This window comes from Escherichia sp. B1147 (assembly GCF_001660175.1).
GTDB classification, from domain to species: Bacteria; Pseudomonadota; Gammaproteobacteria; order Enterobacterales; family Enterobacteriaceae; genus Escherichia; species Escherichia whittamii.
Map to the genome: position 1 here is coordinate 120,367 of NZ_LFHY01000013.1, position 25,014 is coordinate 145,380.

Genomic DNA, 25,014 nt, shown 5'->3' on the forward strand with positions numbered 1-25,014 from the left:
CATTACCCTTCGTATTCTTCCAGCAATTGTTCGACCAGCTTTCTGTTTTTCACACCGGTGGTGGCACCAACACTCAATACCGATATAGCTGCCGTTGCATTGGCAAAGCGCGCGCAATCACGCAGTTCTTTACCTTCCAGTAGTGCCGCAATAAAACCCGAAGCAAAGTTATCACCCGCGCCAATGGTGTCGATAGCCGTAATTCCCGCTACCGCCGGCACCTTCATCGTCATGTCACCGCACTTGATAAAGCAGCCGTTTTTACCCGTCTTAATCACCACCGTTTTTACACCGCACTCAAGAAAGCAGTCAGCAATTTCATCTAACGTCTCTTTCCCGGTGAGTAATTTTGCCTCGGCAAAATTAGGAAACAGATAATCGACAAAACCCAATGCCTCGCGAATATCATCCAGTGTTTCATTCAGGCGCGGCTTGACCATATCGGCACAAATAATCATCTGCCGGGCTTTAGCTTGCGTAAAAATTTCTGTTAATGCGTTACCATCAAGTAGCGGACTATTGAATATACTGGCTAGCGATAATAACTTCGCCTGAGAAAATCGCGCAAAGTCGACATCATTAATATTCAATTTCCACAAACTGCCGTTGCGATTAGTGACAAATGTCCGCTCGCCGTCCGCAGTAACCAGACCTACATTAATAGATGTATCAATATTCACATCTTGCTTCAGGCTCTGAATATCGATTTTCTCTTTGCGGCAGTGCTCCAGGATAAATTGTCCTGCGACATCTTCACCGACGCGGCTCATTAATGCCGTGCGATGCCCCAGGCGAGAAATAATCGTCGCTTCATTGATTGCGTCTCCCCCCGTGGTCATAGCTATTCTTTCAAGCGGATAAGAATCTACGTCAAAAATTTTTTTACTGACCGGCTGCAATGGAATATCAACGATAGCGCCACCTATACATATAACATCAAGATTGTCCATTGCATCATTCCGCCTTGCCGTCTGAACCAAATAATTTGATTTTTTCTAATGCCCTTTCTTTAACTGCTTTACGGACTTCTCGCTCTAAATGCAAGAAAGGCTGTTCCTGATTTTCTTTCACTGCCACCATTGCGGCCTGGCACAATTCCGTATGAATATTGATTTTCGCTATACCCAATGAAATCGCGGTTTTAATATCAGCATCACTGATCCCTGATGCACCATGCAATACCAGAGGAACAGAAACGGCTTCGCGTACACGCTTTACGACTTCAAAGTTCAATTGCGGCTCAGATGTATAAACGCCATGCTGATTCCCGATAGCCACTGCCAGTGAGTCACAGCCAGTGCGCTCAACAAATTCCGCCGCCTGGTCAGGGTCAGTATAGTGATAGCCTGCCAGGGCTTCTTCATAAACCGTTTCATTACCTACATGGCCTAACTCTGCCTCTACCGGAATACCCAGTGGATGGAAGAAATCAACGGCCTCTTTGGTCAGACGTATATTTTCTTCGAAATCAAACGCCGATGCATCGCGCATTAAGGAGTTCATTCCATGAGTCCAGGCATTATGGATAATTTCCATACTCCGGCCATGATCCCAGTGGGTAATTACCGGCACCGTTGCTTTTTGTGCCATTGATACCATCATATGCGAGAAATCTTCGAATGATGTATTCCCGACAAATCCCGTACCAAAAGAAATAATAACCGGTGATTTTGCTTCTTCTGCTGCATCGATAACCCCCATTAACATTTCGGCATTCCATACATTAAAATGGGCAATGGCATAATGTTTATTTGTGGCATCTCTTTCCCAAAATCTGATATCTGCTAGCATATTCCGTTCTCCCGTATTAATTAATCGCTAATTTTAATAACGCCTTTAATAATGTCGCGTTTGTTGTTAACCGACTCTTCAAATGCCTGTTGTACATCCTGATAATCGTATATATGCGTTACCATCGATTTCACATCGAATCGCCCTGATGAAATAGCTTCAATCGTGACCGGATAACGGTTGGCATAGCGGAATACCGTCTGGATAGTGACTTCGCGATTGATTTTGAGAAAGTTGATGGCCGAATCGCCGGGTACAGTGCCGACAATCATAATTTTTCCACCGCGCATCACCAGATAAGGAGCCTGCTTTACCGTTACCGCAGAACCTGCTGTTTCGAAAACAATATCTGCGCCCATGTCATCGGTAAATTGCTGACAGCACGCAATAGTGTCTTGTTTAGCGCCGTTGATGACCAATGCCGCGCCGAGCTGTTCCGCCATTGCCAGACGTTTTTCCAGCACATCAACCACGGCAATTTCCGTTGCCCCGAGGCATTTACACGCTTGCAAAGTCATTAAACCAATACAGCCCGCGCCCAGAATGACAATCTTTTTGCCTGGTTTAACATCTGCCAACATGGCGGCGTGCATCCCAACCGCCGCAGGTTCTACCAGCGCCCCTTCCATCGTGTCCATATTGTCGGGCAATTTGTAAGTAAAGCTCTCCGGATGACACAGATAGTGCGTCAATGCACCACGGTAATTCGGTTGCGTCGCCATAAAATCAACGTCCGGGCAAATGTTGTATTTGCCTTCAAGGCAGTAACGACAGTGGCCGCAAGGAACGCCAGGTTCGATATTTACTCGATCTCCTGGTTTAAATTGACGCACGCGGCTTCCCACTGCAACAACCGTCCCCGCACATTCATGGCCCAGGCCAATTTCCTGATTTGGGTCTTTTGGCGGCATAAACGGCCCTGATTCAAAACCATGCACATCCGAACCACAAATACCGACATATTCCACTTTAATCAGAACTTCATCTTCTTTGGGTACGGGTAAATCTGCAGCAATAATTTTCATGGTGCCCGGTACTGCTAATATTGCTTTTGAATTTTTCATATCTCCCCCTAAAAATTATTTATTGGTCACAGTTTCAATACTTAGACTTTCAACCGAGACACCTTTGGTTTCTATTCCAATGGTGGCGATAGCAATTGCAACAATAATTGAAACTGAGCCAAGCAGAACAAATACCCCAGTAACACCATAGCTGCTGAGTAGCACTGCAACGGCATAAGGTGCAGCAATACCACTGATTCGCCCTACTGCATTCGCCAGACCCGAGCCGCGCAATTTAGCTTCTGTCGGCCAAATCTCCGGCACATACACCGCCGAGGCATAACACACGTACATATAGACGAAAGTAATCAGGAAAAATCCAATTAAGGTTATGAGTAACATACTGGTTTGCAGTGAATAGATATATCCGAGCACCGCAATCAGAATTAATAGCCCAACCCCCATTGTTTTACGCGGAATTTTATCCATGACTAACATGGCAATAAAAATGCCAAACGGCGCGCCAAACATACTCATAGTATTTAAGACAATGGAGTCTTTTAAATTAATCCCCTGGGTCATGAATATCGTTGGCAACCAGTTAATTAACGTGTACTGCACAACGTTCATGGCAATAAGTACACAAGAGCCTAAAATAACGCGTCTTAGTAATACTCCCGTCAGTAGGGCAGAATAAGGCACCGTTTGTGGCGCTTTACCGTCATCAGCAATAACCACTGGCGGTAAGGGTTTACCTGTCCGGCGTATGACGCCTTCTTCAATGTTCCGCATAACTTGCTCTGCTTCCTGATACCGTCCGCGCGATTCCAGCCAGCGCGGTGATTCAGGAAAGTAACACCAGGCAAGCGCAGTAGCGATAAGCGACAATATTGCGGGAATGAGCAGTTGTACCCGCCAGTTCCACTCGGCGCTAATTAGCGGTGTAAGTCCCATCGCAATCAATGAACAGAGCGGATATGACCAGTTGCCAATAAATGAAACCCGACTGGACCATGTTCCACGATTTCTGCCGGGCATATATTCAGTGAAACCGGCAAACAGAGTAACCAGTAATGCCCCCAGCCCGACCCCCATCACAAAGCGGCAGGCAATCAGGAAATCCATATTTGGCGAGAAAGCGCCGATGACCATAGAGACAATATGAATGGCCTCATAGAGGATGAACGCGTTTCTGCGTCCGGTTTTGTCTCCGATAATGCCGCCCACCAGCGCACCGAGAAACATCCCGGCAGTCGTAATTGCCGAGAATGTGGCGGTGGTGGAATTATCTGTCCAGCCCAACGCTTTTAACTGCGCGAGAATCAAGCCGCCTACGGCATTACTCCAGCAGACAAGCAAGCCAAAAGCGACGACGGCAAACATTGAGGAATGCCAGCGACAATCCGGTAAACGATCCAGCCGGGCGCCGCAATACGGTTTTGTTATCTGTTCCATGCGATAACGTTCCTTCAGGAGAGTAGTTATTCGTCAAAGTCGTAAGTCATGATCACTTTGATTGCGGTTTTATCGACCATGGCATCAAATCCTTCGCGCCATTGGGACAGCCCGATACGATGCGTAATCATAGGTTTGACGTTGATAGCACCGCTGGCCAACAGGCGGATGGCATTGCGCCAGGAAGTAGAGTCATAGGCCATATGCCCAATGATGCTTTTGTTCCAGGCGGTAATGTCATTAATCGAAAAATCAAGGGGTTTAAAGCCCATGCCAACACGCACAACTTCCCCATTCGGACGCAGCATTTCGATAGCTTGTTTCAGTGCGATATTGGCTCCGGAGCATTCAATCACCAGCCCGAGATTGTCTTTGCCACAAATTTGCTGGCAACGCGCAACGACATCTTCGGTAGAACCATTTACCACCGCCGTCGCACCTAACTGTTTTGCTACAGGGAAGCGGACTGCTACATCTTCTTGCAGACCAACGACGACGATATTTACCGCCCCCATGATCCGTGCCATCTGTACAGAGAACAGCCCGAGAGGACCGGTGCCGATGACGACCACATCCTGACCTGGCAGGAATTTTGATTGTTGAGCTATGGATTTGTAGGCATTACAGATAGGATCCAGTACGGCAGCATCTTCATAATCAACACACTCGGGAATTTCCCACAGCGCATGACGATGGATTTTGAGGATTTCGCCAGGAACCAGGCAATATTTGGAAAAGCCACCGCCCCAGGTATTGTTATCCAGACCAAGATTCACTTTTTCTGTACAACACAGAAAATCACCTTGTTCACAGGCCGGACAAACGCCGCAAACGTGACCACTGTTATCTGAGACGACACGCTGCCCCACTTTCCAGTCTTTGACTTTTTCGCCAACCTGCGCAATTCGGCCTACAAACTCATGGCCACGAATCGAGTTAAACTCATCTGAACCGCTATCGACGTTGTAGTGTTTCATGTCTGCGCCACAGATAGCTGCGGCTTTAATTTCAATCACCACATCTTCCGGGCCACAAACGGGCCGTGGGACATCAATCATCTTATAGCCGCCAAAGGCCTTGCCAAACCGAGCCAGTGCTTTCATTGCGTCATCCTCTGTGTTTTGTTTTGCTTAGATGACCATCATACTTACCCACATAATTTTTGAGGTCAACATTAAATCTGTAAAACACAGATAATGATCTGCGTTTTACAACTCAGATCACAAATACGCAGAAAACCTGAGAATGGGTTACAGATTGATGGAAGGCGGAACGCAAAAGAGGAAAATTCAGCCGTGATCCCTACTTAACGAAAGAAAGGATCCAGGGATGAAAAATTTAGGGTGTTAATACAGACTTGGTGGTACGGAAAGGGTTAAAGCTACAAACGAAATCAACGAGGGGTCGGATAATTAATTTCAGGCAATCCCCTTTATTAATCACCTGTAAAGGGGATAACGCCGTCACTTAAACATAGCAATTGGCTTCGCCGTAATACCAAAATCTTCTTTCAGCTGCTGCTTGCTCTTCATCACCATCTGACCGTTGGTGTCGATAGTCATGTGTTGCGCATCTGTATTGTTTCGGGCTTGCCACAGCATGACCAGTTGCAGACAGTTCTCTTTTTGTTCTTCAGTCAGCGCAACACCATCTGGCCATTTTCCCAGTTCAACAGCGGTCGATAGACGCTGGTAAACCTCAGGCGTCATGCTGTTGATCATTTCATCAAGATTCATGATTTTTCCGCTCCTGTGGAATAAGTTGCTGAATCGTTTTTTCAACCGTTGATTTCTTCGCCATTTTCACCATCAGTGAAACGTAAAGAGGCTGAGTTAACACAATAACGTTCGCCTGTGGGCTGCGGGCCATCAGGAAAGACATGTCCAAGATGGGCATCACAGTTACCGCAACGAATTTCGATGCGCTGCATTCCATGTGACAAGTCTTTGATATAACGAATTGATTCTTCACTCACCGGTTCGTAGAAGCTCGGCCATCCACAACCTGAATCATATTTAGACTGGGAGTGAAACAGAGGGGCATCGCAGATCAAACAATGGTAAACGCCGTCACGCTTATTGTGCAGTAAGCGACCCGTAAATGGCGGCTCCGTTCCGTGATTCTGTGTCACGTAAAACTGCATCTCGGACAATTTGTTTTTCAGTTCGTCTGCCGAAGGTTTGTTAGCCATTTGCTCACATCTCACTTTAATCACGCTCACATTACGCGACCAATTCTAACAAAACATTAACACCAACTGGCAAAAATTTGTCCTAAACTTGATCTCAGCGAAATGGCAGCGCCTGAATCGTGATGAAAATCACATTTTTATCATAATTGCCCTTTAAAATTCTCGGCGCCGCCCTCATGTGGTTTCAGGCACAAAGGAAGAGTGAGGCAAGTCAGTCGCATAATGCTTAGGCAGAGGATTGATTTGTCGCAATGATTGACACGATTCCGCTTGACGCTGCGTAAGGTTTTTGTAATTTTACAGGCAACCTTTTATTCACTAACAAATAGCTGGTGGAATATATGACTATCAAAGTAGGTATCAACGGTTTTGGCCGTATCGGTCGCATTGTTTTCCGTGCTGCTCAGAAACGTTCTGACATCGAGATCGTTGCAATCAACGACCTGTTAGACGCTGATTACATGGCATACATGCTGAAATATGACTCCACTCACGGTCGTTTCGACGGCACCGTTGAAGTGAAAGACGGTCATCTGATCGTTAACGGTAAAAAAATCCGTGTTACCGCTGAACGTGATCCGGCTAACCTGAAATGGGACGAAGTTGGTGTTGACGTTGTCGCTGAAGCAACTGGTCTGTTCCTGACTGACGAAACTGCTCGTAAACACATCACCGCTGGTGCGAAAAAAGTGGTTATGACTGGTCCGTCTAAAGACAACACTCCGATGTTCGTTAAAGGCGCTAACTTCGACAAATATGCTGGCCAGGACATCGTTTCCAACGCTTCCTGCACCACCAACTGCCTGGCTCCGCTGGCTAAAGTTATCAACGATAACTTCGGCATCATCGAAGGTCTGATGACCACCGTTCACGCTACCACCGCTACTCAGAAAACCGTTGACGGTCCGTCTCACAAAGACTGGCGCGGCGGCCGTGGCGCTTCTCAGAACATCATCCCGTCCTCTACCGGTGCTGCTAAAGCTGTAGGTAAAGTACTGCCAGAACTGAATGGCAAACTGACTGGTATGGCGTTCCGCGTTCCGACTCCGAACGTATCCGTAGTTGACCTGACCGTTCGTCTGGAAAAAGCTGCAACTTACGAGCAGATCAAAGCTGCCGTTAAAGCTGCTGCTGAAGGCGAAATGAAAGGCGTTCTGGGCTACACCGAAGATGACGTAGTATCTACCGATTTCAACGGCGAAGTTTGCACTTCTGTATTCGATGCTAAAGCTGGTATCGCTCTGAACGACAACTTCGTGAAACTGGTATCCTGGTACGACAACGAAACCGGTTACTCCAACAAAGTTCTGGACCTGATCGCTCACATCTCCAAATAAGTTGAGATGACACTGTGATCTAAAAAGAGCGACTTCGGTCGCTCTTTTTTTTACCTGATGAAATGAAGTTAAAGGACTGCGTCATGATTAAGAAAATTTTTGCCCTTCCGGTCATCGAACAAATTACCCCCGTCCTCTCCCGTCGTAAACTGGATGAACTAGACCTTATTGTGGTCGATCATCCCCAGGTAAAAGCCTCTTTTGCATTACAGGGCGCTCATCTTCTCTCGTGGAAACCTGCTGGTGAGGAAGAAGTTCTGTGGTTGAGCAACAATACCCCGTTTAAAAATGGTGTCGCCATTCGCGGCGGCGTGCCGGTTTGCTGGCCGTGGTTTGGTCCGGCAGCACAACAAGGTCTGCCTGCTCACGGTTTTGCCCGTAATCTGCCGTGGACGCTGAAATCACATAGTGAAGATGCCAATGGCGTGGCGGTGACTTTCGAACTGACTCAAAGCGAAGAAACGAAAAAATACTGGCCACACGACTTCACGCTATTAGCGCATTTCCGCGTTGGTAAAACCTGTGAAATCGATCTTGAATCACATGGCGAATTTGAAACCACCTCTGCCCTGCATACCTACTTTAATGTTGGCGATATTGCCGGGGTGAGCGTCAGTGGTCTGGGCGATCGCTACATTGATAAAGTGAATGATGCAAAAGAAGGTGCACTGACCGACGGTATTCAGACATTCCCGGATCGTACCGACCGCGTGTATCTGAATGCCCAGGATTGCAGTGTGATTAATGACGAAGCGTTGAATCGTATTATCACCGTAGGCCACCAGCATCATCTGAACGTCGTTGGCTGGAACCCAGGACCGGCGCTTTCAGTCAGCATGGGCGATATGCCGGATGATGGCTACAAAACATTTGTTTGTGTAGAAACAGCTTACGCCTCAGAAAATCAAAAAGTCACCAAAGAGAAACCTTCACATCTGGCGCAATCCATTCGCGTTGCCAAACGTTAATTTGCGTTAGTTACTGTGCCGGATGCATGCATCCGGCATTACAGCAAATCACACCATATCCAGCGCAGTTTTTCCTTTTGGTGCCGGGTACGCTTTGTCCAGCATCGTCAGTTCTTCCTCTGAAAGTGTTAATTCCAACACTGCCGCATTTTGTTGAACATGCGCGACAGTTGCCGCTTTCGGAATCGCCATCACTCCCTGATGGCTGATCACCCACGCCAGCAAAACTTGCGCCGCAGTGGCATTGTGAGCATGAGCAATTGCGTTGACCACCGCATTTTTTAGCAAGCCATTACGTAAGCGCCCGGCCTGCGCCAACGGACTGTATGCCATCACTGGCATATGTTGTTGCTGACACCAGGGTAGCAGTTCATATTCAATACCGCGCGAGCCGAGATGATAGAGTACCTGATTGGTAGCGCACTGATTTCCCCCAGGCACCTGCCAGAGTTCCTGCATGTCAGCATAATCGAGATTAGAAACGCCCCAGCGACGAATTTTGCCCTGGGCGATCAGTTTTTCCATTGCCGCGACAGTCTCTTCAAAAGCGAAACTGCCAGACCAGTGCAATAAATAGAGATCGAGATAATCGGTATTGAGACGGCGTAAACTGGCTTCGCAAGCGTTAATGGCTTTTTGCCCGCCGGCATTCCACGGATAGACTTTGGAAACGAGAAAAACCTTATCACGCAGGCCGGATAATGCTTCACCAACCACCTTTTCGGCACCGCCATCGGCATACATTTCAGCGGTATCAATGAGAGTTAAACCAAGATCAATGCCCGCACGCAGTGCATCAACTTCGGTTTTGCGCTGGCTGGCGTCTTCGCCCATATACCATGTTCCCTGCCCTACGGATGGCAGTGAGACATCGCCACTAAATTGAATCGTTTTCTGTTGCATCGCGTCCTCCCAGTTTTTGCACCACCGTAAAGCAAAACAGGGCATTACGCCCTGTTTTTATGCACAAAATGCCCTGGAAAGGTGCATTATCAGAATTTGTAGGTGATCCCGGTAGAAATCAGACCAGTCCAGGATTTATCGACCATCGGGCTGTCGGTAACTTCATCGGACAGACGGGTGTAGCGCGCAGTACCGTAGACACTCCAGTCACCGGAGAAGTTATAGTTGGCGCTCAGTTCCAGATACGGACTCCAGCTATCATTCGGGTTATAGCCACGCAGACCGCTGCGAGCGGACTCTTTACGCGATACGCCATAATAGTATTCGTTATGGTTTTCGCTGTTCCACTGCACACCGATACCTGGGGTCAGAGTCAGACCACCGTTAGTGTAACGGTACAACCAGGCCGTATCCCAGACGATACCGTTGCTGTTATCCAGTGTGTCGGCTGCCAGAGAGGTCCGCAGATAACCGTACTGGGTAAAGTGAGCGTAAGACAGACCTGCCATCATGGTGCTCTTACGGTCATCCAGGTGACGCATTTGATGATCGCCACTGTCTTTGGCTTTAAAGTAGAGCGGTGACCAGTAAGCGGTAATTGAAAGTTTATCCGTCGCGTCATTCCACAGGTAGTAACCACCACCTAAGCCACGGAACCAGAAGTTATCGCCTTCATAGTTGATTACCGGTACTGGGTAAACATCGGTATCGTAATCTTTATAAGGGTGTTCAACGACACCTACGCCTGCGCCCAGGGAAAAATTACCTTCAGCGTGTGCTACGCCTGCAGACGTTGCGATAAGCACTCCAAGTGCCAGAAGTTTGAGTTTGGTCACAATTAATCATTCCTTAAACAAATGTTTAGCGGGCGACAAAGTTTACCCGTCAATACAACGAAACCCAAACTTTTTGCGTTTTCATTTCCAAAGGTAACTGTTTAATTTTCCTGACGCTGATGACGCCGTGCTTACAGACGAATGAATTCTGCGTTACTGGCGGCCTTATTCTTTACATTAGTTATGCAATTTTTATGGATGAGTTGTTGATATGCCATTGAAATTCAGAAAGCCGTGCAGGCAAGTTTCCCAATTGCCATCTACGCTTAATTTTGAAGGTGTATCACCGGGCACGTTGTTCTCACGGTCGGCAGGATGGCATGAGAGTTGCTGTGTTTTAGCAAGAGACGTCGTTCAGTTTACCTCTTCCGGGAGCCTCTACTATTCATATCAACGGCTCTTAACCTGTGCTAAAAAACGAAAGGACGGCATACCATGAATATATTCGATCACTATCGCCAGCGATATGAAGCTGCCAAGGACGAAGAGTTCACACTGCAGGAGTTTCTTACCATTTGTCGGCAAGATCGCAGTGCTTATGCCAACGCGGCAGAGCGGCTATTGATGGCTATTGGTGAGCCTGTCATGGTCGATACAGCCCAGGAGCCCAGACTTTCTCGACTCTTTTCTAACCGGGTCATCGCACGTTATCCGGCATTTGAAGAGTTTTACGGCATGGAAGACGCGATTGAACAGATTGTCTCTTATCTGAAACACGCGGCTCAGGGGCTGGAAGAGAAGAAACAAATCCTGTATCTGCTGGGGCCTGTGGGTGGGGGTAAGTCGTCACTTGCTGAACGACTGAAATCATTAATGCAACGCGTGCCTATTTATGTATTGAGCGCCAACGGTGAGCGAAGCCCGGTTAACGATCATCCGTTCTGTCTGTTCAATCCACAGGAAGATGCGCAGATCCTTGAAAAAGAGTACGGCATTCCACGCCGCTACCTTGGCACCATTATGTCGCCGTGGGCGGCAAAACGCCTGCATGAATTTGGTGGCGACATCACTAAATTCCGCGTGGTCAAAGTGTGGCCGTCTATTCTGCAACAGATTGCCATTGCCAAAACGGAACCGGGCGATGAGAACAACCAGGATATTTCCGCGCTGGTGGGGAAAGTGGATATTCGTAAACTCGAACACCACGCCCAGAACGATCCGGACGCCTACGGCTATTCCGGTGCACTGTGCCGCGCCAACCAGGGGATCATGGAATTTGTTGAGATGTTTAAAGCACCGATTAAAGTGCTCCATCCGCTGTTGACCGCAACCCAGGAAGGCAACTACAACGGGACGGAAGGTATCTCCGCCTTGCCATTCAACGGGATTATTCTCGCACACTCAAACGAATCTGAATGGGTGACTTTCCGTAACAATAAAAACAACGAAGCCTTCCTCGACCGTGTCTACATCGTGAAGGTACCGTATTGCTTGCGTATTTCCGAAGAGATCAAAATCTACGAGAAATTACTTAATCATAGTGAACTGACTCACGCACCATGCGCACCTGGCACGCTGGAAACATTGTCACGTTTTTCCATTCTTTCGCGCCTGAAAGAGCCAGAAAACTCCAGCATTTATTCGAAGATGCGCGTTTATGATGGTGAAAGCCTGAAAGATACCGATCCGAAAGCCAAGTCATATCAGGAATATCGTGATTACGCGGGCGTTGATGAAGGGATGAACGGTCTGTCCACGCGTTTCGCATTTAAGATCCTCTCCCGTGTGTTCAACTTCGATCACGTGGAAGTGGCTGCTAACCCGGTTCATCTGTTCTACGTTCTTGAACAGCAAATTGAACGCGAGCAGTTCCCGCAAGAGCAGGCTGAACGCTATCTGGAGTTCCTGAAAGGTTATCTGATCCCGAAATATGCCGAATTTATCGGTAAAGAGATCCAGACGGCCTATCTTGAATCCTATTCTGAATATGGACAGAACATTTTCGACCGTTATGTCACCTATGCGGATTTCTGGATTCAGGACCAGGAGTATCGTGACCCGGATACCGGTCAGCTGTTTGATCGCGAGTCGCTGAACGCCGAGCTGGAGAAAATCGAAAAACCAGCGGGGATCAGCAATCCGAAAGATTTCCGCAACGAGATCGTCAACTTTGTACTGCGTGCCAGAGCGAATAACAGCGGACGCAATCCGAACTGGACCAGTTACGAAAAACTGCGCACGGTCATTGAGAAGAAAATGTTCTCCAATACCGAAGAGTTGTTGCCGGTCATTTCGTTTAACGCCAAAACCTCAACCGACGAGCAGAAGAAACACGACGATTTTGTCGACCGTATGATGGAAAAAGGCTACACCCGTAAACAGGTACGTTTACTGTGCGAATGGTATTTGCGTGTACGTAAATCGTCTTAACAGCAACGGCCCGGTGCGGATACCACCGGGCCTACAACGACAGCGACCGTGGGCCAGACAGGCGGCAACACAGGCGTAGCATACAGTTGGCAAATGCAGTACGGGGGGCATATGACCTGGTTTATTGACCGGCGTCTGAACGGCAAAAATAAAAGCATGGTGAATCGCCAGCGTTTTTTACGCCGTTATAAAGCGCAAATTAAACAGTCGATCTCCGAGGCCATTAATAAGCGTTCGGTGACCGACGTCGACAGCGGCGAGTCCGTTTCCATTCCAACGGAAGATATCAGCGAACCAATGTTTCATCAGGGGCGTGGCGGCTTGCGCCATCGCGTTCATCCAGGCAACGACCATTTCGTACAGAACGACCGTATTGAGCGGCCTCAAGGCGGCGGCGGTGGTTCTGGTAGCGGTCAGGGCCAGGCCAGCCAGGACGGCGAAGGTCAGGATGAATTCGTCTTCCAGATTTCGAAAGATGAGTATCTCGATCTGCTGTTTGAAGATTTGGCCTTACCAAATCTGAAACAAAACCAGCAACGCCAGTTGACCGAATTTAAAACGCATCGCGCGGGTTATACCGCTAACGGCGTTCCGGCCAATATTAGCGTGGTGCGTTCATTGCAAAATTCACTGGCGCGACGTACTGCGATGACCGCGGGCAAGCGGCGGGAACTGCACGCACTGGAAGAAGATTTAGCGATAATCAGCAACACTGAACCTGCGCAACTGCTGGAAGAGGAACGCTTGCGCAAAGAAATTGCCGAACTGCGAGCTAAAATTGAACGTGTTCCTTTCATCGACACTTTCGATTTACGCTACAAAAATTACGAGAAACGACCCGACCCCTCCAGCCAGGCAGTAATGTTCTGCCTGATGGACGTTTCTGGCTCGATGGATCAATCCACCAAAGATATGGCCAAACGTTTTTACATACTCCTGTATCTGTTCCTGAGCAGAACATACAAGAACGTGGAAGTCGTTTACATTCGCCACCATACCCAGGCGAAAGAAGTTGATGAACATGAGTTTTTCTACTCACAAGAAACGGGCGGCACGATTGTTTCCAGTGCACTGAAACTGATGGATGATGTGGTAAAAGAGCGTTATAACCCGGCGCAGTGGAATATCTATGCCGCACAAGCATCGGACGGCGACAACTGGGCTGATGATTCTCCGCTGTGCCATGAGATTCTGGCGAAGAAATTACTGCCGGTTGTTCGTTATTACAGCTATATCGAAATTACCCGTCGTGCTCATCAGACATTGTGGCGAGAATATGAGCATCTGCAATCTACTTTCGAAAACTTTGCGATGCAGCATATCCGCGATCAGGATGATATTTATCCGGTATTCCGTGAACTGTTTCATAAGCAAAACGCAACAGCTAAAGACTAGCACCATCAGCCAGGTCATTATTACCTGGCTGATTTTTAGCTCACTGTAAATTATTTCATTTATTATATACGTTAGCTTACAATTGCTTTAAATATCACAGCGCAACGTTTACACAATTTAGTTCCAGAAAACAATCATTCGGAAAATTGATTAGGTTAACACGCATTTTCCCGGGGTTATTCTTTAATTATTTTTTATCGATAGTGAAAATTGATCCTGGTCAAAACTATATGTCTCGGCCATCAATAAAATCGAACACTCACATTGCTCTCCTTTTTATGATTTTTATGGGTACACAAAAGCTAAAAGCACACAGCTTTTTTATCTTCAGCTTACTGCTGACATTAGTTTTATTTTGCATTACCACCTTATATAACGAAAACGCCAATATAAAACTCATCCCTCAGATGAATTATATGATGGTTGTTGTGGCTTTGTTTTTCCTTAATGCCGTCATTTTTCTTTTCATGCTAATGAAATATTTTACTAACCGTGAAGTATTTCCAACACTCATTTTAAGCCTTGCATTCTTAAGTGGTATTTTCTATTTAACTGAAACCATTGTCATTATTCATAAACCTATCAGTGACAGTACACTTATTCAGGCTAAATCAAATGATGTTTCCATATTATATCTGTTTCGCCAGCTTAGTTTCATTTGCTTAACCGCGTTGGCTCTCTTCTGTTATGACCGCAAAAGTATTCTAACGAACAACAAGAAAAAAAACTGCATCCTGTTGTTGGCACTGATACCTTTCATGTTGTTTCCTTTACTGGCACACAACCTGAGCAGTTATAACCCTGACTATTCCTTATACGTCGTAGATTACTGTCCGGATAGCCATTCTGCGACCTGGGGAATTAATTACACAAAAATTTTGGTTTGTCTGTGGTCATGCTTACTGTTCTTTATTATCATGCGCACACGATTAGCAAGTGAACTTTGGCCTTCAATAGCGTTATTATGTCTGGCATCGCTCTGCTGTAACTTACTTCTGCTGACTCTGGATGAATACAATTACACCATCTGGTACATCAGTCGTGGTATTGAAGTTTCCAGCAAACTGTTTGTTGTAGCGTTTCTGATTTATAATATTTTTCAGGAACTGCAACTCTCCAGCAAACTGGCGGTTCATGATGTGTTGACCAATATTTATAATCGCCGTTACTTTTTCAACAGCGTAGAGTCGTTATTATCGCAACCTGTTGTGAAGGATTTTTGTATCATGCTGGTAGATATTAATCAGTTCAAACGCATCAATGACCAATGGGGGCATCATGTGGGCGATAAAGTGCTGGTTTCAATTGTCGATATTATCCAGCAAAGTATCCGCCCGGATGACATTTTAGCGCGCCTGGAGGGGGAAGTATTTGGTTTGCTATTTACCGAACTCAATGCTGCCCAGGCAAAAATCATTGCTGAACGTATCCGTAAAAATGTCGAACTCCTGACCGGCTTTAGTAACAGGTATGATGCTCCTGAACCAATGACCATCAGCATTGGCAGTGTTTTTTCAACTGGTGATACGCGTAATATCTCGCTTGTCATGACAGAAGCAGATAAAGCCTTACGTGAGGCGAAAAACGAGGGCGGCAACAAAGTGATTATTCATCGTCTTTGAGTGCAAAAATATTCACAGCCATGCTTTTTGCGTGGCTTTTGCATACAATTAATTTCTGATACCACTAAATTTCTCCTCCCCAACGGCACAGAGATGAGTATAATTAGCGCCCCTGTGCCAGGCCGCAATCGAACTTTAACTGGTTTTCTCATTTCACTAACCGAAGGAGTGCCATTTATCATGAAATTGCCCCATAGAATGCTCCGGCATTTTATCGCCGCAAGTGTCATTGTGCTGACATCTTCCTTCCTTATTTTTGAACTTGTCGCCAGCGACAGAGCGATGAGCGCGTACTTGCGCTATATCGTCCAGAAAGCGGATTCCTCCTTTCTCTACGATAAGTATCAAAATCAAAGTATTGCCGCACATGTAATGCGCGCACTTGCAGCAAAACAGCCAGAGGTGTCGCCAGAACAGCGACGAGCCATCTGCGAGGCTTTTGAATCAGCCAATAATACTTATGGACTAAACCTGACGGCCCATACTTATTCTGGCTTACGCGGGACATTACAGAGCGCATCCGATGACTGTGACACAATTGTGGAAGCAGCAGCGCTATTACCCGCATTTGATCAAGCGGTGGAAGGTAATCGCCATCAAGATGAATATGGTTCCGGTCTTGGGATGGCTGAAGAGAAATTTCACTATTATCTCGATCTTAATGACCGCTATGTCTATTTTTATGAGCCGGTCAATGTTGAATACTTCGCCATGAATAACTGGTCGTTTTTGCAATCAGGAAGCATTGGCATTAACCGTAAAGATATCGAAAAGGTGTTTACCGGTCGCACGGTGTTATCGAGCATTTACCAGGATCAGCGTACTAAACAGAATGTAATGAGCTTGCTGACGCCGGTTTATCTCGCGGGTCAACTTAAAGGGATTGTGCTGCTGGATATCAATAAAAACAATCTGCGGAATATCTTTTACACTCATGACCGCCCTCTTCTCTGGCGTTTTCTCAATGTTACGCTTACCGATGTAGATTCGGGCCGGGACATTATTATCAACCAGAGTGAAGACAATCTGTTTCAGTACGTCAGTTACGTCCATGACTTACCTGGCGGAATTCGCGTCACATTATCCATTGATATTCTTTACTTTATTACGTCTTCATGGAAAAGCGTTGTCTTCTGGCTGCTGACGGCATTGATATTACTGAATATGGTACGCATGCACTTTCGCTTGTACCAAAACGTGACTCGCGAAAATATCAGCGATGCGATGACCGGATTGTATAACCGCAAAATATTGACTCCTGAGTTGCAGCAACGCTTGCAACGCCTGGTTCAGGCTGGTTCTGCAGTCATGTTTATTGCTATTGACATGGACAAGTTAAAGCAAATTAACGACACACTGGGTCATCAGGAAGGTGATTTAGCGATTACTTTACTAGCACAGGCGATTAAACAGTCGATTCGTAAAAGCGATTATGCTATCCGTCTCGGTGGTGATGAATTTTGCATCATCCTGGTCGATTCGACGCCACAAATTGCTGCGCAATTGCCTGAACGTATCGAAAAACGCCTGCAACATATCGCGCCACAGAAAGAGATTGGCTTCTCTTCCGGCATTTACGCGATGAAAGAAAACGATACGATACATGATGCTTACAAAGCTTCTGATGAACGTCTGTATGTCAATAAACAGAACAAAAACAGCAGTTCATGATAATCTTCTGTGGTTGTTTAGTTATAAACCCAGGAGCGTGAAATGACCGAAATGGCTAAAGGAAGCGTGACGCATCAGCGCTTAATCGCTTTATTATCACAAGAAGGCGCTAACTTCCGCATCGTCACCCACGAAGCTGTGGGCAAATGTGAAGCAGTGTCAGAAATTCGCGGCACTGCTTTGGGTCAGGGCGCCAAGGCGCTGGTGTGTAAAGTGAAAGGAAATGGCGTTAATCAACATGTATTAGCGATACTTCCTGCCGATCAGCAGGCCGATCTGAGCCAACTCGCCAGTCACATTGGCGGGTTACGCGCCTCGCTTGCCAGCCCGGCGGAGGTCGATGAACTCACTGGCTGCGTTTTTGGCGCCATCCCGCCTTTCAGCTTCCACCCCAAACTCAAACTGGTTGCCGACCCACTACTCTTCGAGCGATTCGAAGAAATTGCCTTCAACGCGGGCATGCTGGATAAATCCGTTATTCTTAACACCGCAGATTATTTACGCATTGCGCAACCAGAGCTGATCCATTTCCGCCGTACTGTATAACTAGCCGGTCCGTTCAAGTAGCAAAACTGACAGTACCAGTACAACCGCAATGGCAAAAAACGATGACGTGATAATCAGTGTCTCAATGAACATTTGATCGTTCATGGTTTTACCCCTGGAGATAACTGTTTTCACGTTATTGTTAGCGTACCCAAATGGCAGTTTGATGACAATTCTCCTTATTTTTGATGCAAAAAGTGTAATTAATGTCTGATTCCTGCCCTCAGCAAGCGTAAAGTACAGGGAGTAATTATTTTTTGGCAAGGAAACCACGATGTTTGATGTCACTTTGTTAATCCTCCTCGGATTAGCTGCGCTGGGCTTTATCAGCCACAACACCACTGTCGCCGTTTCAATTCTGGTGTTGATCATTGTCCGTGTCACACCGTTGAGCACCTTTTTCCCCTGGATTGAAAAACAAGGGTTGAGCATCGGGATAATTATTCTCACCATCGGTGTTATGGCCCCAATCGCCAGCGGGACCCTGCCACCATCGACACTTATTCACTCGTTTCTGAACTGGAAATCATTAGTCGCGATTGCCGTAGGCGTGATTGTTTCCTGGCTTGGCGGGCGCGGCGTAACGTTAATGGGTAGTCAACCACAACTGGTAGCCGGATTGCTGATGGGTACGGTTTTAGGCGTAGCGCTTTTTCGCGGTGTACCCGTCGGCCCGCTTATTGCTGCTGGCCTGGTTTCGCTGATTATTGGTAAGCAGTAGTTTTTGCCGCAGTCGCCATAGCCATAAAAACAAAGTGCTATAGTGGCGTGGCAATGTTGCGTGAAAGGGAGAACAAACACGATGAATATTCAGTGTAAACGCGTCTATGATCCGGCTGAACAAGGCGATGGTTATCGCGTACTGGTCGATCGTCTCTGGCCGCGTGGTATCAAGAAAACAGATTTAGCACTTGATGAATGGGACAAAACCATCACACCTTCAACGGAACTACGCAAAGCCTTTCACGGCGAAGTGATCGATTTTGAAACCTTTCGCGAACAATATCTTGCAGAACTGGCGCAGCATGAGCAAGAAGGGAAACGACTGGCGGATATTGCCCGCCAGCAGACACTAACCCTACTTTATTCGGCAAAAAATACCACGCAAAACCATGCGCTGGTGCTGGCCGACTGGCTACGCAGTTTGTGATTCCAGCCCGGCATCCGGTTGTTATTTTCTATCAGCCGGATGATCCCTCCGCCATAATGCCCATTCATCAATCGTTTCACCGCCAGGTAATTTGCAATTGTTGCTGACCCCTTGCGCTGTTTGTACCGGAATAAGCACACCTCCCTTTTGCTGGCAGTAGACCGAAGCAGGATTAGCCATTCCAACATGTGGCGGTTCAGGTGCATCGGGCTGAGAAGTGGCTGAACACCCCGCCAGAATTAGCAGGCAAGGCTTAGCAAAACGGATAATTTTCATATAGTGATCTCGCACGTTTATCTACGCTTTAGAATATCGCGGTATCGCTTTGTTTTGCAGCACTATTTCTTTTACATTCACTTAAAATATATTACGGCTAGTTTCATCTCCGTTGATGATGTTTTATCATGCCTGTAAAGATTAAATAATCAGCATTTTACCCGCAGCATCCTGGAGTTCTTTCGTGTCAGATCAGATTATTGCCCGCGTCTCGTAGTCACTCGCCTCAGAACATTCTCTGGAAAGTCTGGTTCGGCAACTCCTGGAGATGCTGGAAATGGTCACCGACATGGAGTCGACGTATCTGACAAAAGTGGATATTGACGCACGCCTGCAATACATTTTGTTTGCCCGTAATAGCCAAAAAATGCACATCCCGGAGAATTTTACCGTTTCCTGGGATCAATCATTGTGCAAACGCGCAATTGATGAGAACTGTTTTTTCAGCGATGAAGTCCCTGACCGTTGGGGCGACTGTATTGCGGCACGCAATCTTGGGATCAAGACATTTCTGAGCACGCCGATTCACTTACCGGATGGCTCATTCTACGGCACGCTTTGCGCCGCCAGCAGCGAGAAACGCCCGTGGAGCGAACGCGCGGAGCAAGTTTTGCAGCTATTCGCCGGGCTTATTACACAATACATCCAAAAAGAGGCGCTGGTTGAGCAATTGCGTGCAGCTAATGCGGCGTTGATTGCGCAATCCTATACTGACTCTTTGACGGGGCTACCGAATCGAAGGGCAATTTTTGATAATCTGACAACACTTTTTTCTCTTGCGCGGCATCTGAAGCGTAAAGCAATTATTGCCTTTATCGACCTGGACAACTTCAAATTAATCAATGATCGTTTTGGTCATAATAGCGGCGATCTGTTTCTTATTCAGGTTGGCCAGCGCCTTAACACACTACACCAGAATAGCGAGATTATTGGCCGTCTTGGTGGTGATGAGTTTTTGGTTGTTTCGCTGGCCGATGAAAATGTCGATATCCAGTCATTGCGTGAGCGTATTCAACAGCAAATATGCGGTGAATATCACTTAGGTGATGTTGACTTGTTTTATCCTGGCGCCAGCCTTGGCATTATTGAAGTGGATCCTGAAACAACCGATGTCGACAGCGCCCTGCATGCTGCCGATATTGCAATGTACCAGGAGAAAAAACACAAAGTGAAAAAACCTTTTGTCGCGCATTCAGCTCTGGATTCCTGAGGCGTATTCACATCCTTTCCTTTGGTGGTAACATGCGAATCGGTATTGTTTTTCCCGTCGTGATCTTTATTACGGCAGTCGTATTTTTAGCGTGGTTTTTTATTGGCGGCTATGCGGCCCCAGGGGCATAAAGATGAAAAAAACAACGATTATTATGATGGGCGTGGCGATTATTGTCGTTCTTGGCACCGAGCTGGGATGGTGGTAACACTGCATCTGTAAAAATAGCAAAGGCTGCGAAAAAGCAGCCTTTGTTCTATTTCAGCGTTAGCTTTTGACTTTTCTGTAGATAAACAGCACGACAAGCGCACCGATCACCGCAACTACGAAGCTGCCAAAGTTGAAGCCATCGACTTTACCAAAACCAAACAGTGTACTGATCCATCCGCCGACCACGGCGCCGACAATCCCCAACAGGATAGTCATGAAGAATCCACCACCATCTTTACCTGGCATAATCCATTTCGCCAGAATACCAGCAATAAGCCCAAAAATAATCCATGACAGAATGCCCATTTTATCCTTCCTTATCTGTTTTGTATTAGCGCGTTAGTCGCTGATAAAAAGCATAGCACAACATCAAAGAAGTAAAAATTGTGATGAGCATCACGCATATTTTTTTTGCGATGGTGCATAAAATGGCGCCATTTTCTATCAGGTGAAATTACCAGCCACAAACATCATGTTCGTTTTCCGTGTCATAAGAGCGCACCGTGTTAACAAGATCTTTTAAAACTTCCGCCGCCACTTCTGGCACCAGCAATGTCATCGGTGTCTCTGTTTCGTAATCAACAGAGACACCATTACTGTTATTGGTGACGGTTACGGTATACGTTGCTTTGCCCATAATTCATCTCCCGCTATGAATGACTTTCCGTTGTTTTGCACCTTCCATCAAGACTTCAGGAGCAACGAAGAAGTCGATGTTGAAATAAGTATCGTCAGTCATGGCTTCAATGTTGTGCCATTTTTCTGGCGGGAACACTGCAAATTGCCCCGCTTCGATAAGGATCACCTGATCAGGTTCTGTGCTGTGTTCATCAGCATAGCCGAGATATTTGACCGCCCCATGCATAACAGACAATCGAGGGTAAACCCCCGGACGCGTTCCTTTATCAAGATGACGTTCGAATATTCCGGCAGGTGCGGTTTGTTTATTCCAGAAAGGCGTTGAGCGCGTGTGAATATAATTCTGTGGGATTTGTAGCATCCTTCTCCCTCCTTCGGTAAATGCGCTGAAAACCGTTTATTCCAGCCGTTTCAGAGTACGCCTGATAATTTGCATTTTAAATACCATTTATTGGTTACTTTTTAGCACCGTATCAACGTCCAGGCGCGGTGGCGTTCAGGAGGGAAGCCCGCGGTATCGCGGGCGGAAAGCATTAAGATTGCAGCGTCGCCAGTCGTGCGGCAAAACCGACAAACATCAAACCAATCAGAGAATTGCCTAGTTTTGCCAGTTTCTTTTTCGTGCGAATGTACTGCGTGACAAAGGCGCCGGAAATAATCAGGAAGCTCAAATAACAGAAGCTGACTATCTCAAGTGTCATCGCCAGGATAAAGAACGAAATACCCGTATGTGGCGCATTAACGTCGATAAATTGCACAAAAAATGACACATAGAATAAAATAGCTTTCGGGTTGGTCAGGCTCAATATTAAGGCGCGCTTGAAAATAGCGCCATATTGCGGTTCATCCGATTTGGTCTCGCTATTGTTGCCCTTCAGGGTGGCGTAAAGAATTTTCCCCCCAAGATACAGCAAATAAAACGCGCCAAGATAACGTACGATGTTGAATAATATCGGTGTGGTCTTAATCAATGTTGCCACACCTGCCCACGCCAGAAACATTAATACCGCATCACCAATAAATACGCCACAGGCTGCAAGATAACCACCTTTCACTCCACTGCTGACGCTATTTTTAAGCACAAACAGAGTATTCGGCCCAGGCACCAGCACGATAAAAATGGCCCCAACCAGATAGGTCCAGTAATTCAGAACCCCATATTCAGCGAACACGTTAACCTCTTAAATTTTCTTTGGGAAATGCGCGATTAAAGGTGAATATGCTAACCAATCTGTAGTGGCTTAGAAAGGAGAAAATCAGGTTTTAACCTGATAATAACCCGATAATTGAATCATTAATCAGGCGTGGTCCAGTGAAAAATTCGGGTAGTGCTCGGCAAAATACTGGCGTAAAAACTCTACCGTTATCCGCACTTTCGCTGATGTTGCCAGCCTTGATACATACACCGCCCAGACATTCGCGGGCTGATAATACTCCGGTAGTACCTGCACCAAATGGCCACTGGCAATATTTTCGCTCACATCCCACCAGGAGCGCAGCGCAATACCCTGACCATCGAGACACCATTGATGCACTATTTCACCATGATTAGACGATAGCGGGCCGGTGACTTTAATGGCGTGGTTTCCTTCTTTATTGCGCAATTGCCAGACGCCAAATGGATGATCGCGCTCTTTTATAACCAGACAAGGTAACGTAGAAAGGTCCGTGAAATGTTTCGGCGCACCATGTTGTGCAATAAATTCCGGCGACGCGCAAAGAATACGGTGATTGGTCGCCAGTTTGCGGGCGATTAGGTTAGGTGCAATGTCATCGCCAATACGAATATCGAGATCGACCCCTTCATTAACCAGGTCGACCAGTCTGTCTTCCACGTCAAAGCGTAATTCCAGTTGCGGATAAGCCTTTGCCAGCGCTGATAATGCCGGAGCAACCACTCGCCGTCCAAATCCAAAGCTACTGATAACACGCAACATACCTTGTGGCACGAGGCGCACGTCGGAGAGTTCATCCATCATCTGCCCGACATCCTGCAATATGCGCTGCGCCCACTCATAAATCCGCTCACCTTCTTCGGTGATCGTCACGCGACGAGTAGTGCGGTGTAATAACACCACGTTCAGTGTTTGTTCCAGCAGAGCGATACGCTTACTAACGAAAGCCGGAGAAACACCCAATTCTTCTGCTACAGCAGCAAAACCAGCCCGGCGAGCCACCAGCATAAAGACGCGCAAATCGTTCAGCAGCGGTAAATTATTCATGATTCGTGTTTTATGTTTCACCAGTTGCGGGGATTAATTCCTTTTCAGTCAATTATAGGATGAAGGTATTGTCAATTTTGATGGTCAGGAAGTGAGAACCCAATGATGAAAACGTTTCGGATCGCTGCAATACCCGGGGATGGAATCGGCAAAGAAGTCCTTCCTGAAGGGATTCGTGTGTTACAGGCTGCTGCTGAACGCTGGGGCTTCGCCTTAAGCTTTGAGCAGATGGAGTGGGCAAGTTGCGAATATTACAGCCATCACGGCAAAATGATGCCGGACGACTGGCATGAACAACTCAGCAGTTTCGACGCTATCTACTTTGGTGCCGTCGGCTGGCCGGATACCGTTCCGGACCATATTTCGTTATGGGGATCGCTGCTGAAATTTCGCCGTGAATTTGACCAGTACGTTAACCTGCGTCCGGTCCGCCTCTTTCCTGGTGTACCTTGCCCACTGGCGGGGAAACAGCCTGGCGACATCGATTTTTACGTAGTGCGCGAGAACACGGAAGGCGAATACTCGTCTCTGGGCGGACGACTAAACGAAGGAACAGAGCATGAAGTTGTCATCCAGGAATCGGTATTTACCCGCCGTGGCGTCGACCGTATTTTGCGGTATGCTTTTGAGCTGGCACAAAGCCGCCCGCGTAAAACACTGACTTCCGCCACCAAATCTAACGGTTTAGCCATCAGCATGCCGTACTGGGATGAGCGCGTGGAAGCAATGGCAGAAAATTACCCGGCGATCCGCTGGGACAAGCAGCATATTGATATTCTCTGCGCGCGCTTTGTGATGCAACCGGAACGTTTTGACGTGGTGGTGGCATCCAATTTGTTTGGCGATATCCTTTCCGATCTTGGCCCAGCCTGCACCGGCACAATCGGGATTGCCCCTTCCGCCAACCTGAATCCGGAACGTACTTTCCCGTCGCTCTTCGAGCCTGTCCACGGTTCCGCACCGGATATCTACGGTAAAAATATCGCTAACCCGATCGCCACGATTTGGGCCGGTGCAATGATGCTGGATTTCCTCGGCAATGGTGATAAACGTTTCCAGCAAGCGCACAATGGTATTCTGGCTGCGATTGAAGAAGTGATTGCTCACGGACCGAAAACACCTGATATGAAAGGCAATGCCACCACGCCACAGGTTACTGAGGCAATTTGCAAAATCATTTTGCGTTAAGGTCAAACCAGTTTATTTGAACCGCGTCAC

At 47.0% G+C, this 25,014-nt stretch carries 29 protein-coding genes; 13 read left to right on the forward strand and 16 right to left on the reverse strand.

What is annotated here, in order from left to right; all coding sequences use genetic code 11:
* Positions 1-2 precede the first annotated feature (2 nt).
* The 7 genes from A9180_RS13360 to msrB form a co-directional block, all read right to left on the reverse strand.
* A complete protein-coding gene (locus tag A9180_RS13360) occupies positions 3-950 on the reverse strand; it encodes a carbohydrate kinase family protein (RefSeq protein WP_064529201.1) in 948 nt (315 codons plus the stop codon).
* 4 nt (positions 951-954) lie between these two features.
* Positions 955-1,791 (reverse strand): ketose-bisphosphate aldolase, encoded by an 837-nt coding sequence (locus tag A9180_RS13365; RefSeq protein WP_064529202.1) that lies wholly within the window; start codon positions 1,789-1,791, stop codon positions 955-957.
* Positions 1,792-1,811: 20 nt separating this feature from the next.
* Complete coding sequence (locus tag A9180_RS13370) at positions 1,812-2,855, reverse strand: NAD(P)-dependent alcohol dehydrogenase (protein ID WP_064529203.1); 1,044 nt, start codon at positions 2,853-2,855, stop codon at positions 1,812-1,814.
* Between the two features lie 15 nt (positions 2,856-2,870).
* On the reverse strand, positions 2,871-4,250 hold the full coding sequence (locus tag A9180_RS13375) for an MFS transporter (protein ID WP_064529204.1): 1,380 nt from the start codon (positions 4,248-4,250) through the stop codon (positions 2,871-2,873).
* A gap of 26 nt (positions 4,251-4,276) precedes the next feature.
* Complete coding sequence (locus A9180_RS13380) at positions 4,277-5,353, reverse strand: zinc-binding dehydrogenase (RefSeq protein WP_064529205.1); 1,077 nt, start codon at positions 5,351-5,353, stop codon at positions 4,277-4,279.
* A gap of 360 nt (positions 5,354-5,713) precedes the next feature.
* Positions 5,714-5,986 carry a YeaC family protein gene (locus A9180_RS13385; RefSeq protein WP_064529206.1) on the reverse strand — a complete coding sequence of 91 codons (273 nt, stop codon included), beginning with the start codon at positions 5,984-5,986 and terminating at the stop codon, positions 5,714-5,716.
* A 41-nt stretch (positions 5,987-6,027) separates the two neighbouring features.
* Complete coding sequence (msrB, locus tag A9180_RS13390) at positions 6,028-6,441, reverse strand: peptide-methionine (R)-S-oxide reductase MsrB (RefSeq protein WP_064529207.1); 414 nt, start codon at positions 6,439-6,441, stop codon at positions 6,028-6,030.
* Positions 6,442-6,782: 341 nt separating this feature from the next.
* Here msrB and gapA point away from each other — a divergent pair, with 341 nt between their 5' ends.
* A complete protein-coding gene (gene gapA / locus A9180_RS13395; protein WP_000153502.1) occupies positions 6,783-7,778 on the forward strand; it encodes a glyceraldehyde-3-phosphate dehydrogenase in 996 nt (331 codons plus the stop codon).
* Between the two features lie 83 nt (positions 7,779-7,861).
* Positions 7,862-8,746, forward strand: a complete 885-nt coding sequence (locus tag A9180_RS13400; protein ID WP_064529208.1) for a D-hexose-6-phosphate mutarotase — start codon at positions 7,862-7,864, stop codon at positions 8,744-8,746.
* 48 nt (positions 8,747-8,794) lie between these two features.
* Here the strand turns inward: A9180_RS13400 and A9180_RS13405 are convergent, their stop codons facing one another.
* On the reverse strand, positions 8,795-9,649 hold the full coding sequence (locus tag A9180_RS13405) for an aldo/keto reductase (protein WP_064529209.1): 855 nt from the start codon (positions 9,647-9,649) through the stop codon (positions 8,795-8,797).
* A gap of 89 nt (positions 9,650-9,738) precedes the next feature.
* A complete protein-coding gene (gene mipA, locus A9180_RS13410; RefSeq protein WP_064529210.1) occupies positions 9,739-10,485 on the reverse strand; it encodes a scaffolding protein MipA in 747 nt (248 codons plus the stop codon).
* Between the two features lie 435 nt (positions 10,486-10,920).
* On the opposite strand from mipA, the gene yeaG reads away from it, so the two are divergent.
* From yeaG to yeaK, 5 genes are all read left to right on the forward strand, one after another.
* Positions 10,921-12,855, forward strand: a complete 1,935-nt coding sequence (gene yeaG / locus A9180_RS13415; protein WP_064529211.1) for a protein kinase YeaG — start codon at positions 10,921-10,923, stop codon at positions 12,853-12,855.
* A gap of 111 nt (positions 12,856-12,966) precedes the next feature.
* Entirely contained in the window at positions 12,967-14,250 is a 1,284-nt protein-coding gene (locus A9180_RS13420) for a YeaH/YhbH family protein (RefSeq protein WP_064529212.1), read from the forward strand.
* Between the two features lie 146 nt (positions 14,251-14,396).
* Positions 14,397-15,872 carry a GGDEF domain-containing protein gene (locus A9180_RS13425; protein ID WP_074399565.1) on the forward strand — a complete coding sequence of 492 codons (1,476 nt, stop codon included), beginning with the start codon at positions 14,397-14,399 and terminating at the stop codon, positions 15,870-15,872.
* 180 nt (positions 15,873-16,052) lie between these two features.
* Positions 16,053-17,543: a diguanylate cyclase DgcJ gene (gene dgcJ, locus A9180_RS13430; protein WP_064529213.1), complete on the forward strand. Its 1,491-nt coding sequence runs from the start codon at positions 16,053-16,055 to the stop codon at positions 17,541-17,543.
* 42 nt (positions 17,544-17,585) lie between these two features.
* Positions 17,586-18,089: a mischarged aminoacyl-tRNA deacylase gene (gene yeaK / locus A9180_RS13435; RefSeq protein ID WP_064529214.1), complete on the forward strand. Its 504-nt coding sequence runs from the start codon at positions 17,586-17,588 to the stop codon at positions 18,087-18,089.
* Here yeaK and yoaI read toward each other — a convergent pair whose 3' ends face one another.
* On the reverse strand, positions 18,090-18,194 hold the full coding sequence (gene yoaI, locus A9180_RS13440) for a small membrane protein YoaI (protein WP_064529215.1): 105 nt from the start codon (positions 18,192-18,194) through the stop codon (positions 18,090-18,092).
* A 169-nt stretch (positions 18,195-18,363) separates the two neighbouring features.
* Here yoaI and A9180_RS13445 point away from each other — a divergent pair, with 169 nt between their 5' ends.
* Entirely contained in the window at positions 18,364-18,810 is a 447-nt protein-coding gene (locus A9180_RS13445; RefSeq protein WP_064529216.1) for a DUF441 domain-containing protein, read from the forward strand.
* An 81-nt stretch (positions 18,811-18,891) separates the two neighbouring features.
* Positions 18,892-19,239: a DUF488 domain-containing protein gene (locus tag A9180_RS13450; RefSeq protein ID WP_064529217.1), complete on the forward strand. Its 348-nt coding sequence runs from the start codon at positions 18,892-18,894 to the stop codon at positions 19,237-19,239.
* A 21-nt stretch (positions 19,240-19,260) separates the two neighbouring features.
* On the opposite strand, the gene A9180_RS13455 is transcribed toward A9180_RS13450, so the two are convergent.
* Positions 19,261-19,515, reverse strand: a complete 255-nt coding sequence (locus A9180_RS13455) for a DUF333 domain-containing protein (protein WP_064529218.1) — start codon at positions 19,513-19,515, stop codon at positions 19,261-19,263.
* A gap of 238 nt (positions 19,516-19,753) precedes the next feature.
* Here A9180_RS13455 and A9180_RS13460 point away from each other — a divergent pair, with 238 nt between their 5' ends.
* The 3 genes from A9180_RS13460 to yoaJ are packed head-to-tail and all read left to right on the forward strand — an operon-like array spanning position 19,754 to position 20,933.
* Positions 19,754-20,725: a sensor domain-containing diguanylate cyclase gene (locus A9180_RS13460; protein ID WP_262364617.1), complete on the forward strand. Its 972-nt coding sequence runs from the start codon at positions 19,754-19,756 to the stop codon at positions 20,723-20,725.
* A 32-nt stretch (positions 20,726-20,757) separates the two neighbouring features.
* Positions 20,758-20,856, forward strand: a complete 99-nt coding sequence (locus A9180_RS13465) for a YoaK family small membrane protein (RefSeq protein ID WP_032225340.1) — start codon at positions 20,758-20,760, stop codon at positions 20,854-20,856.
* A 2-nt stretch (positions 20,857-20,858) separates the two neighbouring features.
* Positions 20,859-20,933, forward strand: coding sequence for a protein YoaJ (gene yoaJ, locus A9180_RS23155; RefSeq protein ID WP_001386836.1), 75 nt, complete (start codon positions 20,859-20,861; stop codon positions 20,931-20,933).
* A 59-nt stretch (positions 20,934-20,992) separates the two neighbouring features.
* On the opposite strand, the gene A9180_RS13470 is transcribed toward yoaJ, so the two are convergent.
* From A9180_RS13470 to dmlR, 5 genes are all read right to left on the reverse strand, one after another.
* Positions 20,993-21,241 (reverse strand): GlsB/YeaQ/YmgE family stress response membrane protein, encoded by a 249-nt coding sequence (locus A9180_RS13470; protein WP_064529219.1) that lies wholly within the window; start codon positions 21,239-21,241, stop codon positions 20,993-20,995.
* Positions 21,242-21,389: 148 nt separating this feature from the next.
* The gene (locus tag A9180_RS13475) at positions 21,390-21,572 is read right to left on the reverse strand and encodes a DUF1869 domain-containing protein (protein ID WP_064529220.1); all 183 of its coding nucleotides are present in this window, start codon (positions 21,570-21,572) and stop codon (positions 21,390-21,392) included.
* A gap of 3 nt (positions 21,573-21,575) precedes the next feature.
* Complete coding sequence (gene yeaR, locus A9180_RS13480; RefSeq protein WP_225567290.1) at positions 21,576-21,926, reverse strand: DUF1971 domain-containing protein YeaR; 351 nt, start codon at positions 21,924-21,926, stop codon at positions 21,576-21,578.
* Positions 21,927-22,107: 181 nt separating this feature from the next.
* Positions 22,108-22,746 carry a leucine efflux protein LeuE gene (leuE, locus tag A9180_RS13485; protein ID WP_064529222.1) on the reverse strand — a complete coding sequence of 213 codons (639 nt, stop codon included), beginning with the start codon at positions 22,744-22,746 and terminating at the stop codon, positions 22,108-22,110.
* 126 nt (positions 22,747-22,872) lie between these two features.
* A complete protein-coding gene (dmlR, locus tag A9180_RS13490; protein ID WP_064529363.1) occupies positions 22,873-23,796 on the reverse strand; it encodes a DNA-binding transcriptional regulator DmlR in 924 nt (307 codons plus the stop codon).
* A 102-nt stretch (positions 23,797-23,898) separates the two neighbouring features.
* On the opposite strand from dmlR, the gene dmlA reads away from it, so the two are divergent.
* Positions 23,899-24,984, forward strand: coding sequence for a multifunctional D-malate/3-isopropylmalate/tartarate dehydrogenase (gene dmlA / locus A9180_RS13495; protein WP_064529223.1), 1,086 nt, complete (start codon positions 23,899-23,901; stop codon positions 24,982-24,984).
* Positions 24,985-25,014 lie beyond the last annotated feature (30 nt).